The organism is Marinobacter xestospongiae (assembly GCF_023156385.1).
Classification (GTDB): domain Bacteria; phylum Pseudomonadota; class Gammaproteobacteria; order Pseudomonadales; family Oleiphilaceae; genus Marinobacter; species Marinobacter xestospongiae.
The window spans coordinates 77,311-89,442 of record NZ_JAKZAK010000006.1 but is presented as its reverse complement, the minus strand read 5'-3'; the positions used below and the strand labels follow the sequence as shown (position 1 = coordinate 89,442).

The window sequence follows — 12,132 nt, the reverse complement described above, 5'->3', positions numbered from 1 at the left end:
TCGCCCCTTGACTTCACTGTGACAAACCACACAATTCATAGGCTTATTGACCACGGAGTGCCTGGGAACCTCTGACCAGTCCGGACACTGATGTCCCATACCGACCCTGCCTCCGAACGACACTTTTCTTGGGCTGCGCTATGCTGCTGACCACCAAATTTCTGCCTCCAGCGACCGATCCCCGGGCCGTGCAGCGCCCTCGGCTGGTTGAGATGCTGGAACCGGCACCGCCGAAGCGGCTCAACCTGGTGATCGCACCGGCCGGCTATGGCAAGACGACGGCGGTGGGCCAATGGTGCGCGGGCGCGACCGAACGGCTGGCGTGGCTGTCCCTGGACAGCGCGGACAATGAGCCCCGGCGGTTCTGGCAGTATGTCGCGGGCTCGCTGGCACACAGCGGACTGAATGGTGTGGACGATGCCCAGCGAACACTGAGCCAGGCCGAGGCATCAGAACTTGACGGCGGCGTCACCGGCCTGCTGAACGCCCTGGCCGCCACCAGTGAGCCGGTTCTGTTGGTGCTGGATGATTTCCACGCCATTCAGAACCGGACCATTCTGCGGCAACTGGCCTTCTTCATTGACTATCTTCCGGCCAGCGTCACGGTCACCCTCACCTCCCGCAACGAACCCGAGCTGCCATTGGCGCGCTGGCGAGTCCGCCACTGGCTCAGCGAGATTCACCCTCGCACCCTGGCGTTTTCAGAGCAGGAATGTGGTCACTTCTTTCGTGACTTCATGTCCCTGGCACTGTCGGATGACGAGATCCGCAGCCTGTGGCAGACCACCGAGGGCTGGGCCGCCGCCATGCAACTGACGGCCCTGTCAGGTACTGACGGCAGCGCTGATGGCGGCAAGCCCACGGTCAAGCTGGACGGGCGCCATATCAGCGATTACGTGCTGACGGAGATTCTCGATAACCAGCCGCCAGCGCTGTGTCAGTTCCTGCTTGATACGGCAACCTGCACCCGGGTGTGTGGGTCGCTGTGTGATCACATCCGGGCATCGTCCGACAGCCAGGACTATCTGGAACGTCTGCTGCGGGAAAACCTGTTTCTGGTGCCGCTGGATGACACCAACACCTGGTTCCGTTACCACGACCTGTTTCGCGAGGCGCTGATCCAGCGTGCCAGCCACCAGGCCCCGCACCGGCTTGACCAGTGCCAGGCGCGGGCCATTGACTGGCTGCTGGCCAATGACCATGTCCAGGAAGGCATCAGTCAGCAGATTCTCCGGGAAGACTGGGAGGGCCTTGCTTCCGCGCTGACGCAGCATGGCAATGCACTGATCCATGCTGGCTTCCACCTGCCGGTGCTGGAGTGGCTCGACCACCTCCCGGACCGCTGGCTGCATGACAGCCCGCCCCTGCTGATGCTGCAGATCTGGGGCCTGTACTTCGCCAACCGGGTGGACCGGATTGAACCGTTACTGGGCGAGCTGGAGGATCTACTGGACCGGCAGGTCGCCGATTCCCATCCCGATGCTGAAGGGGCGTTGGCCCTGCACAGCGAGATTTCGCTGATCCGGTCCTACTTGGCCCGCATCCACAACGACGAGAAAAGCGCGAGTGACCTGACCCGTCAGGTGTTGCAGGAGCTCGACCACACCCGCATTCCATTAAAGTCTGTCACCTACTATGGCCTGGGACTGGACTGCTTCGGCCAGGGCGACCTGGTTGCCGCCGCCGAAGCACTGCGCTCATCGGTCCAGCATGGGCGCATCGAGCGCAAACCCAGCACCGTACTCTCCAGTGGCGGCCTGCTGGCCTGGATTCAGTACTATCAGGGCGACCTCGACCTGGCGCTGGAAACCTGCAACGACATCCGGCACTGGGTCGACGAGCACTTCTACGATCCGCAACAACCCCGCCTGATCTCCTGCTGGCAGCAAAGCGTGCTGACAGAGATCTACCGGGAGCGGAACGAACCAGCACTGGCGCAAACCCACCTGTCGCCGCTGCTGGACCATCTGAAGTCCGGCACCGAGCCGGGGCAGCACATTGTTATCCAGTACGTACGCGGTCACCTCGCGTTCAGTGAGGGGCGGTTTGAAGAGGCGATTGACGCGCTGGAAGATGCCGAAGCGGTCGCCCGTCGGCGGCGGGAGCAGATTGTGTTCGACCCGCCAGCCTGCGGGGCACTACTGGTTCGCTGCCTGCTGGCCAGCAACCAGCTGGCCCGTGCCCGCCACTGGCTGGAGGCAGAAGACCCCAACCGCTCCGGCAGCCCTCTCAACCAGCTTCATGAAACGCTGGTTGCGGTGCGGGTGTTGCTGGCGGACAACCGTGTCGATGAGGCCCATAACCGACTACAGCCCGTGCTCGCATCGGCTCAGCAACGCGGCTTCCACCAACTGGCACTGGAAGCCGGACTGGTTCAGGCCGAGATCCTGCTGAGTCGCCAACAGGAGGCCGAAGCCGATGGCATTCTTGACGCCCTGCTGGCGAATGGCCTTGAGGCGGGCTTCCTGCGTCTGTTTGCGGATACCCCATCGAGACTGCAAACCCGCCTGCTTGCCAGGGCGACGCTGATCCGCGGTGGCAAGCGGGCCGAGGCGCTGTGCCGGTTACTGGAAGCGCAGACAGCAAGGACTGCGCCGGTCTCCGAGGGTACCGAGACGGCCAACAGCCAACTGCTTGAGCCGCTGAGCCAGCGCGAGCGGGAAGTGCTGGAACTGATCCACCAGGGTCTGGCCAACAAGGATATTGCCGCAACCATGGAGGTGGCGGCAGCCACTGTAAAAGCACACATCCGCAACCTCTACGGCAAGCTGGCCGTCGGCAGTCGTACCGAGGCACTGGCGAGAGCCCGGGAGCTGGGGCTGTTGGAATAACACCTGGCGGGCCACGGATGGTGTCAGGTTACGTGATGGTAATCACATTTCAGGGGGGCTAATCCCCCCACCTACGCCCTTTGGACGATCCGCCTACGCCGCCGATTCCCTATGATGAACCCGTAGTGAGATGACCCTCACAGAGAATACTGAAACTTCAGGCCTTCAGTCTTCTTGTCCTGCGTTCTACTGACGCACTTGAGTTCACACTAACTCCTTCCGACAGTGCCAACCTTTGTTGGCACTTTTTTTTGTCCACGAAAACCCCCGGAACCTCTCGCTGGCTCAGCCCTTCGCTACTGCGCGGCATTGCTTGTTCTGCCTGGCCAGCGTTGCTCGGCCGGTTTTCAGCGTTCAATGATGCGCCGGAATGGCGGCAATGCGTCCAGCAGCAACTGACCATAGCGACGGGCGACAATACGACGATCAAGAATGGTCACCCGCCCGGTATCCTGTTCGGTCCGCAACAATCGCCCCACAGCCTGGACCAGCTTGATCGACGCATCCGGTACGGTGATCTCCATGAACGGGTTGCCGCCCCGCTCCGTCACCCACTCCGCCAGGCTCGCATCGATCGGGTCATCCGGAACAGAGAACGGTAACCGGGTCACGACCACATGCCCCAGGTACTTGCCGGGCAGGTCAATGCCCTCGGCAAAACTGGCGACCCCGAACAGAACGCTGGGTTTGCCGCTGTCTACCCGCTCGCAATGCTGCTTGAGCACTTCCCCCTTGGCCATGTCGTCCTGGGTCATGATCAGCTCCGGGTAGTCCGACGCCAGGGCATCCCGCACGTCGTGCATCTGGCGACGGGAGTTGAACAGGACCAGCGTGGCCTTTTCGCCGGCCCAAAGTTCCGGCAGACGTTTGACCAATGCCTCGGCGTACCCCTCGTCTGTCGGCAGTACCGTCATCGACGGCACCTCCACGGTCGCCATGTCGGCGTAACGGAACGACGATGGCACCACCAGGAAGCGGCTGTCGGATGGCAGACCGGCGCGGCTCTGGAGGCGGTCAAACCGGCCCAGGGCCGTCAACGTCGCAGAGGTCAGTACCGCACCGTAAGCCCGGGACCAGAGCCTGCTGTGCAACAGGTTGTCCGCCAGGATAGGACTGCTGTACAGGGTGATGTCTTCTGCATGGTCCCAGCGCTGCTTGATCGCCCAGCGCGCCGCTGGTGGTCCCTTGGGCTTGCCCTCATCATCCAGCGGACGATCCTCCCGCCAGGCCGCCCATAATCGCGACTGATCCTCGGCGCGGCTGTGAAAGGAGCCGATCACCGGATACCAGGCCTCGGCGGTCTCGCGGTCAACGTCGTGCTCTTTCTTGTCGTCGAAGGCTTTCTGCAGTTCGTCGGCCAGCACGCCCAACTGACGCACCAGCGTGGCGGTGGCGACCTGGGCGTTACCGGCCAGCTCCCGCAGATCCTCCGGCAACGCGCCTTCCGGATAACGCCACTGCGCTGAGCGGCGCTCTTCACTCATGTCCCAGTCGGTATTGAGATTCACCTGCTGGTAGACCTGATCGAGTTCCACACCGACATCCCGGGCCGCGGTGCTGATCTTGTCCACGGTTTTGGCGGCCAGGGTGGCGGGCGCCAGGAACGGTGGGATCTTGGCCAGGGCCTGGGATAGCTGCTTGAGCCACTGCTGGGTGCCATTCAGCGGCACCGACGCCGCAAAGTGGTTGAGCGCCTTGTCCGGCAGGTGGTGCGCCTCATCGAAGATGAACAGAGCGTTCTCCGGTTCCGGCAGGATAGCCCCGCCGCCCAGGGCCAGGTCCGCCAGCACCAGGTCGTGGTTCGCCACCACGACGTCGGCCTCTTCCAGCCCCTTGCGGGCATCGAAAAAGGCACAGCTGTCAAAGTAGCTGCAATGACGGTTGGTGCATTGACGGTGATCGGTGGTCACCTGGCGCCAGGTGTCATCGGGAATCTGCGTCGGCCAGTGATCCCGGTCACCGTCCCACTCGCGGGAGCCGTAGCGCGCCAGCATGTCCTCAAAAAACGCGCGGGTACCGGGCTCTTCATCGTTGTTCTCGTCCAGCAGGAACAGCGGCATGGTGTCGCTGTCGCCGTTGCCCTCATCGTGCAGGCGGGCCTCAAGCCTCGACATGCACAGATAACGTCCCCGACCCTTGGCCAGGGTCCAGTTGAACTTGAGTTTGCTGTGTTTGCGGAGGTCTGGCAGATCCTTGTTAACAATCTGGTCCTGCAGCGCCACGGTCGCCGTGGAGACCACCAGCGTCTTACCCAGTGCCCGGGCGATGGGAATCGCGGAAATCAGATAGGCCAGGGTTTTGCCGGTACCGGTACCGGCCTCCACCACGCAGGTAGCCGGAGCCGACGTGCGCTGGCCGTCATTCTCGGTGATACCGCCCAGGTAACGGGCAATCTCGGCAATCATCAGGCGCTGGCCATAACGGGCACGAATGCCCTTTCCCTCCAGCACTGCGCGGTAGGCGACCTGAATTTCCTGTTTGAGTGCGTCCGACAGAGCCATCAGCGTGGTCGCTTCCAGTCCCGGACCGTGCCGACACGGAATTTGACGCCATTCTGGCTGAGAACCACACCCTGCTCGGTAATGCGCTCAACCCGAAGTCCGTCGAACCGGTCTCCGATCCGCAGGTAGTGATCATTGATCATCACCCGTCGTGCCGCCGGATCGGAGGCGTAGATATGGCTGTTGAAAATCAGGTCCGGAACACTGCGCTGGAACGACAAAGGCAACTCCACCAGATGCGGAACCCGGCTGGTGGATTCCGCGGTTGACGCGGCTGCGGCCGGCAGAGGCCGGGGTGTGGATGGAACAATCACCGTCGGCCGCTCACTGGGCTGGGAGACACCCGGGTCGCCCTGCTGGCTCACCGGATCGTCCGTCAACTCAGGCTGTGGCGTACTGTCACTGAGCGAAACCGACGCCGCCTCTGACGGATCAGGCGTTGTCCGAGCAGACGTTGTTGGAACAGAGTGTGTCGGCGCCAGCGCTGGTTCCGCCACCCCGGTCGCGTTCGCCGACTGAGTCGCAGCCGGTTCCGTGGCCTGAGGCGCAGATGCCATCGAAGGTGTTACCGCATCGGTTCGATGCCCAGGCCAGAAAAGATAAGCCAGTACCCCTGCGTTCAGCAGCAATGCCAGGGCGAGAATGACCCAGATCATCACCGAACGGCGTTGTCGACGAGGCCGGTGAATCATTTGCACCTGCTGGGCAAAGTCCGGCACCCGCCCCTGTTGCCGTTCGCTCTCGGATTTGCGCAGTGCGTCCAGGATGTACGACATCTCAGCCCTCCGCCCCGGTGTTGGCCAGCCTGGGCACGCCGGGGTGCAGGTCGTTGTTGATCTGGATCAGCGTCATGGCGCCGGGAATACCGTCCACCTGCAGGCCCTTGATACCCTGATACCATTCCACCTGCTGCTCCGGGCCCATGTTCTGGACCTCCACCCGTTCCCGGTCCGACGCCGCATGCAGGTCGGCCAGCTGCATCAGTTGGCTGCTCAGCCAGATTTCCTTGCTGGTACTGTCGTTGTCACCCAGATACGGCGGCAGCCGCCAGAGCACACTGAAATCGCCGTACCAGAAATCCTCCAGCTCGCGGAACGACACCGTGCGGATCTCGCCATCAGCAAGGCGTAGCTGCGCCTCGTCACCACGCAGCGAAACCAGGGTGACGTAACGCTCCCGATTGCCATCACGCAACCGCAGGATGGTCGGCCGGTCGATCTGCAGCAGACTGCGGCGGGTGCCTTCGCGATGGAGGCAACCAAGGCCCTGGCGCCGGCCAAACTCACAGGCAACCGGGAAGTCGGACGGCGTGTAACGCTCGCCCCACTGCTGGAACAGGGCCTGGAACGCCTCGACCTTGGACAGCGCATCGGTATCAAACCGGAACGGCGCCAGCGCTGCTGGCTCGGCCAGGTCACCGACGGGTGCCGCCTGGTCCGATTGCGCGGTGTCCTGCGCCTCAGCTGATTCGTTTCCGTCTGCGCCATCGACGTCGGCTGCGCCCTGGCCCTCGGCCTCGCCAGGATCTGAACCGGACACCTCCGGCTCCGAGTCACCCGCCGCCTGGGCGACATAGGGGCTGGTCAGCCATTGCCGGCGTTCACGGTCGGATAGCCCCCATGACACCGCGATGGCCAGCACCACAACCGCCAGGGCGGCAAAGACGCTTTTGCGGGGAAACTGCCTGCGACCAGGCATATCGGGACCGGTCACTTCCCGCGCTGCGGTGCGGATGTGCTCACGGGTCACCAGATGCTCGCCCTCGGCGTAGGCCCCCAGCAGGGCCCGATCGCTGACCAGGTTGATCAACCGGGGTACGCCGCCGCTGAGTTTGTACAGCGCCTGGATCGCCCCCCGGGAGAACAGCTCGCCCCGCTGTCCGGCCACACTCAGCCGATACTGCAGGTAGCTGGGCAGCTCTTCTTTCTGCAGGGCGTCCAGGTGATAGCGGGCGGTAACGCGCTGGTTGAGCTGGCGCAGTTCCGGCAGCGACAGCATGTCGTTGAGCTCCGGCTGGCCCAGCAGGATGATCTGCAGCAGCTTCTTCTCGGCGGTTTCCAGGTTGGTCAGCAATCGCAGCTGTTCCAGCACTTCCGAAGAGAGGTTCTGGGCCTCGTCAATCAGCAGCACCTTGTGACGGCCGGCGGCGTAGGCTTTCAGCAGGTCTTCATTGATCAGGTCCACCAGTCGCTTGATGGACGACCCTGCCGGGTGGCGGATACCCAGCTCATCACAGACACTGGAGAGCAACTCCCGGGCCGACAGCCGCGGATTGAGGATGATCGCCATGTCAACGTTGTCGGGCGCATTGTCGATGAAGCAGCGGCTGACCGTGGTCTTGCCGGTGCCAACCTCGCCGGTGATGACAATGAAACCGCCCTGGCCGCCAACACCATACATCAGGTGTGCCAGCGCTTCCTTGTGGCGGTCACTGAGGTAGAGGTAGCGAGGGTCCGGCGCAATGGAGAACGGCGGCTCCCGAAAGCCGAAGAAATCGTAGTACATGGGTATCCAGATCTGGTGCCTTCCGTCGACTTCCCTGCGCAGGTTGCAAACGGTACGCCGGACGTTCGTTTGCCCGATCCCTGGCAGCGCGGGTCAGCCGACCCTGGGGTCGGAATATTCGCGATATGATACCTGTCTGGCCGGGGTCACGCCATCTCGGCCAGCCCGTTAGCCCGACTTATCCGGCTTCACCAGATACAGTTCACGCTGGCTGCGGCGCTGCTGGTCTTTCAGCCGGGCCACGCACCGCTCCAGAGTCTTGGAGATGCGGGCGTGGGAGCGAATCATGGAAATCTTCGGCCAGGTTGCACGTTCACCTTCCAGGATCAGCTGCCGTACAAACTGCGGTTCCGGATTGGCCAGCATGCGGCGGTAATGGGCGAAGGTGTAGTGCGGGGCAATGGTGACATCGCCAAAGTATCGTTGCGCCATGATGGTGTACAGATGCCCGGAAACCTGGCGCATCAGTTCCGGACGCACCCGCTTGCGCAGGTAGTCAAACACGCCCTGGCCATGAAACTGCACCTCGGCCTGCAGCACATGCAGCGGCAGCTGCCAGAGGCTCAGTTTCTCATCCCGACCGCGCCGGTTGAGGAAAGGAACCACATGGGGGTTGGTCTGACTGACGATGGTGAAGTTGACGTCGTAGAGGTGCATCAGCCGTTCAATGGGCAGATCGCTGACCACCGAGCCGTCCACAAACTGCTGCCGGGACATGTAGGGCAACACCGAACCCTGCAGATCTTTCTTCATCAACGTTACTGGCGGAAACACCCCCGGAACCGCGGCGCTGGCCAGGGCCGCGCTCCACACCAGCAGGTACGGTGAGGTGTAGCCACTGAGCAGGCGGGCCTTTTGATGGCTCTGGGTCGGTGAGACGCTGATGTTGATGGAACGCCCAGTCTTCTGATAGGCCTCTTCGAAGGTGTACTCACCAATGTTGTTGCGCAGGCAAGCCTTGAGCTGGGCCTGATCCATCAACCCGTCCCCACGACAGGCGCTGAGCAGGCCGCGCCACTTCCAGGCTTTGAGGTTGTGGGTTTCCGGCACCAGCATCTCGGGAATCTCGGCGTCGGTGTGAACGCCAAGCATGGCCGCAATGATGGCACCTATGGAGGAACCGGCCACAACCTGCGGTAACAACCCTTTTTCCCACAGCGCCTTGATCACCCCGAGGTGGAACATCCCCAGCGTGGCACCTCCGCTCAGCAACAGGGTGGGACGACCGAAACTGGTCAGGGTATCGCGGAAGAACTGGAGTTTGTCAGGCACCGGAAAGTCGGGAATCGGCGTATCACAGAGGAAATCCAGGGATTCGCACACCTGGGTAATGTATTCCTCGATCAGGTGCTTGGTACCAACATGGGAGTGAGTGTACAGCGCGGGGTTGCCAATGTTACCCAGATCGTGGTGCAGCCCCTCCCTCAGGGCACGCTTGAGGCGATCATACTCCCCGCCTTGACGGTAGTGTTTGAGGTTGGTGAGGCGGTCGAGGATCAGTTCATAATGGTAAAGGTCAGAGGCAAACTCCTCCTTCCACTCCACATTGCCTTCCAGGTAATCCAGCTCCAGTGCCGCGCCCTTCCACACTTCGTAGTTGGGCGCGTTGACGAGCATTTGCCGGAACTTGCGGATACGGGAATCCATCATGGCACTACCAATCCCGGGTGGCTGGGTGTATCCGGACTATAACCCGGCCACCGGGCGGTATCAAAAGTGCATCAAAAGTCGTCGAGCATCAGATCTTCATCTTCCTGGGCAAACGGGTCTTCCTGGACTTCACCGTCGTTGATCAGGAACTCCCGGCGCTGCAGATAGGCGTTACGGATAAAGTTGTACTTGTCGCCGGAAATAAAGCTCTCGGCAGGGATAAGATCCGCACGGATGTCGACGATCTGAACGCCCTGGGCATAGTAGATTTCCGGTGCTTCGGCCAGGCTCCACAGCGATGGCATGGCGTACATGTCGGTCAGCATGCCGCCAAAATCTCTCGGCGTTGACGGCCCCAGGAACGGCAGCATCAGGTAGGGGCCACTGTTGACACCCCAGTAGCCCAGAGTCTGGCCAAAGTCTTCCGGGCGCTCCGGAAGCTCAAACACCGTGGCCACATCAATCAGCCCGCCCAGCCCGAACACGGTGTTATAGGTGAAGCGCCCGGCTGCCACGATCGCCGATTCCCCTTTCAGCTGGAGCAGGCTGTTGGCAAAGTTGCCCAATTCGGAAAGGTTGCTGAAGAAGTTGGTCACGGCGCGGTCAGCGAAGGTTGGCATCACCCAGCGGTAGCCTTCAGCAACCGGGCGCAGGAACCAGTCGTCAACAAACTCGTTGAAACCGAAGATATTCCGGTTCCAGTTTTCGTAGGGATCGGCGGGATCAACCTGAGGCGGCGTATCGTCCCAGGTGTCGGCATCCGGCCGGGCCTGCTGGGTTGAGCAACCCACCATCATCGAGAAACATGCAACCGCGATCCATACCCTGCTCAGATACTGCACCATAGCCTTCCTGAGGTTGTGATACCTGTCTCAATTGGTTAAAAGTAGACTCCCCCGAAATCAGCACCCGCTCGGGCTTTTAACGCCCGTTCGTACGTCTAAAGAGGAGAATCCATGTCCATTTCCGGCAACCCGGTCAGCAGTCTCCGTATCCCCCTACGCTGGGGCGATATGGATGCCTTGGGCCACGCCAACAACACCGTGTACTTCCGTTTCTTTGAAGAGGCCCGAATGGTCTGGCTCGACTCACTCGGTTTGGCCGATGAAAACGCGTCCAGCGGCGCGGTCATCATTACCACCGGTGCGACGTTTCTCAGGGAGATGGCCCACCCGGCAACCGTGGAAGTGAAAACATACGTGGGTAAGGCCGGAAATTCCAGCCTTGACACCCAGTACACTCTGACTGACGTGGACACGGGGGTTCGCTACGCCGAGGGATATGCCAAGATCGTCTGGATGGACTGGACTTCCCGCAGTTCCACTCGCCTGCCAGACCAGCTTCGGGAACTGGCTCTGACAGAAGCCTGAGCGGCGTAGGAAAGATGGGCAGCACCACGGTGCCGCCCTTCCGGCATCAGCGTCGACGCACCACCACGCTGCCAATGGAGTAGCCGGCTCCGAACGAGCAGATAATGCCCAGATCGCCACTGGCCAGGTCGTCCTGATGCTGGTGGAATGCGATGATTGAACCCGCCGAACTGGTGTTGGCGTACTCGTCCAGAATCACCGGAGCTTCCTCTGTGGTGGCGTCCCGACCGAGTACCCGGCGGGCGATCAGCTGATTCATGTTCAGGTTAGCCTGATGCAGCCACAGGCGACGGAGATCATCCGGGGTCAGCGACAGGCTCTCAAGGTGCGACAGAATGGTTTCGGCAACCATCGGCGAGACTTCCTTGAACACCTTGCGCCCCTGTTGAACGAAGAGCTTGTCCGGCTTGCCAATGCCGCTCTCATCGGCGCGGTTGAGGAAACCGAAATTGTTGCGGATGTTGTTGGAGAATTTGGTCTTCAGGCGAGTGCCAAGGATGTCGAAGCCTTTGCCGGCATCAACATCGCTGTCCCGCTCAACCAGGATCGCGGTGCAGGCGTCACCAAAGATGAAATGACTGTCGCGATCGCGGAAATTGAGGTGACCGGAGCAGATTTCCGGGCTGACCACCAAGACCGCCCGGGCGGTGCCGTTCTCCACCGCATTGACCGCCGCCTGCAGGCCAAAGGTGGCGGAGCTGCAGGCCACATTCATGTCGTAACCAAAACCGTCAATACCCAGTGCCTGCTGCACTTCCACTGCAACCGCGGGGTAGGGCCGCTGCATGTTGGAACAGGCCACAATCACCGCATCCACGTCTTCCGCGGTCCGGCCGGCGGATTCCATCGCCTGCTGGCAGGCTGACACCGCCATTTCACACTGTACCGACGGCTCATCGTTGCTGCGCTCGGGGATGTGCGGGGCCATCCGTTCCGGGTCCAGAATCCCCTCACGATCAATGACATGACGACGCTTGATGCCGGAGGCTTTCTCGATGAAATCGGCGGCCGAAGGCTGCAATGCCTCCAGCTCACCCCGTTCGATGGCTTCAGCGTTGCTGGCATTGTGGCGCTCTACAAAGGTATTGAAGGCGACAACCAGCTCTTCGTTGCTGATGGTTGCAGGCGGTGTGTACAGTCCAGTCCCGCTAATGACGGCTTTAATCACGCGTAACCCCAAGTCATGTCTATTGAAAACGGTTCAATCAAAGGCAAATCCTAGCACAGATTGGCGCCTGGGCTGACACGACTTGTGTCGGACACCGATCACGAGTG

8 protein-coding genes are annotated in these 12,132 nt (G+C 61.6%); 2 read left to right on the top strand and 6 right to left on the bottom strand.

The genetic code is table 11. The features are described 5' to 3' along the window. Window positions 1-140: 140 nt before the first annotated feature. Complete coding sequence (locus MLD24_RS05865; RefSeq protein WP_248165219.1) at window positions 141-2,831, top strand: winged helix-turn-helix domain-containing protein; 2,691 nt, start codon at window positions 141-143, stop codon at window positions 2,829-2,831. A gap of 347 nt (window positions 2,832-3,178) precedes the next feature. On the opposite strand, the gene dinG is transcribed toward MLD24_RS05865, so the two are convergent. The 5 genes from dinG to MLD24_RS05840 all read right to left on the bottom strand — a co-directional run bounded on the left by dinG (window position 3,179) and on the right by MLD24_RS05840 (window position 10,332). Beyond that, the gene (gene dinG, locus MLD24_RS05860; protein ID WP_248165217.1) at window positions 3,179-5,332 is read right to left on the bottom strand and encodes an ATP-dependent DNA helicase DinG; all 2,154 of its coding nucleotides are present in this window, start codon (window positions 5,330-5,332) and stop codon (window positions 3,179-3,181) included. Then, window positions 5,332-6,108, bottom strand: coding sequence for a general secretion pathway protein GspB (locus tag MLD24_RS05855; RefSeq protein WP_248165209.1), 777 nt, complete (start codon window positions 6,106-6,108; stop codon window positions 5,332-5,334). Before MLD24_RS05855 ends, dinG begins: the two co-directional genes overlap by 1 nt. Window position 6,109: 1 nt before the next feature. Further along, window positions 6,110-7,837, bottom strand: a complete 1,728-nt coding sequence (locus MLD24_RS05850) for an ExeA family protein (protein WP_248165199.1) — start codon at window positions 7,835-7,837, stop codon at window positions 6,110-6,112. A gap of 168 nt (window positions 7,838-8,005) precedes the next feature. Next, window positions 8,006-9,487, bottom strand: coding sequence for a DUF3336 domain-containing protein (locus MLD24_RS05845; RefSeq protein ID WP_227171178.1), 1,482 nt, complete (start codon window positions 9,485-9,487; stop codon window positions 8,006-8,008). 71 nt (window positions 9,488-9,558) lie between these two features. Next, window positions 9,559-10,332, bottom strand: coding sequence for an MlaA family lipoprotein (locus tag MLD24_RS05840; RefSeq protein ID WP_248165198.1), 774 nt, complete (start codon window positions 10,330-10,332; stop codon window positions 9,559-9,561). Between the two features lie 111 nt (window positions 10,333-10,443). On the opposite strand from MLD24_RS05840, the gene MLD24_RS05835 reads away from it, so the two are divergent. Next, window positions 10,444-10,857 carry an acyl-CoA thioesterase gene (locus MLD24_RS05835; RefSeq protein ID WP_248165196.1) on the top strand — a complete coding sequence of 138 codons (414 nt, stop codon included), beginning with the start codon at window positions 10,444-10,446 and terminating at the stop codon, window positions 10,855-10,857. A gap of 46 nt (window positions 10,858-10,903) precedes the next feature. Here MLD24_RS05835 and MLD24_RS05830 read toward each other — a convergent pair whose 3' ends face one another. Continuing rightward, complete coding sequence (locus MLD24_RS05830; RefSeq protein ID WP_248165194.1) at window positions 10,904-12,025, bottom strand: beta-ketoacyl-ACP synthase III; 1,122 nt, start codon at window positions 12,023-12,025, stop codon at window positions 10,904-10,906. Window positions 12,026-12,132 lie beyond the last annotated feature (107 nt).

Coding starts and splice junctions, on each gene's coding strand:
- MLD24_RS05835 (WP_248165196.1), top strand. CDS start 10,444: ATGTCCATTTCCGGCAACCCGGTCAGCAGTCTCCGTATCCCCCTACGC.
- MLD24_RS05850 (WP_248165199.1), bottom strand. CDS start 7,837: ATGTACTACGATTTCTTCGGCTTTCGGGAGCCGCCGTTCTCCATTGCG.
- dinG (WP_248165217.1), bottom strand. CDS start 5,332: ATGGCTCTGTCGGACGCACTCAAACAGGAAATTCAGGTCGCCTACCGC.
- MLD24_RS05865 (WP_248165219.1), top strand. CDS start 141: ATGCTGCTGACCACCAAATTTCTGCCTCCAGCGACCGATCCCCGGGCC.
- MLD24_RS05840 (WP_248165198.1), bottom strand. CDS start 10,332: ATGGTGCAGTATCTGAGCAGGGTATGGATCGCGGTTGCATGTTTCTCG.
- MLD24_RS05845 (WP_227171178.1), bottom strand. CDS start 9,487: ATGATGGATTCCCGTATCCGCAAGTTCCGGCAAATGCTCGTCAACGCG.
- MLD24_RS05855 (WP_248165209.1), bottom strand. CDS start 6,108: ATGTCGTACATCCTGGACGCACTGCGCAAATCCGAGAGCGAACGGCAA.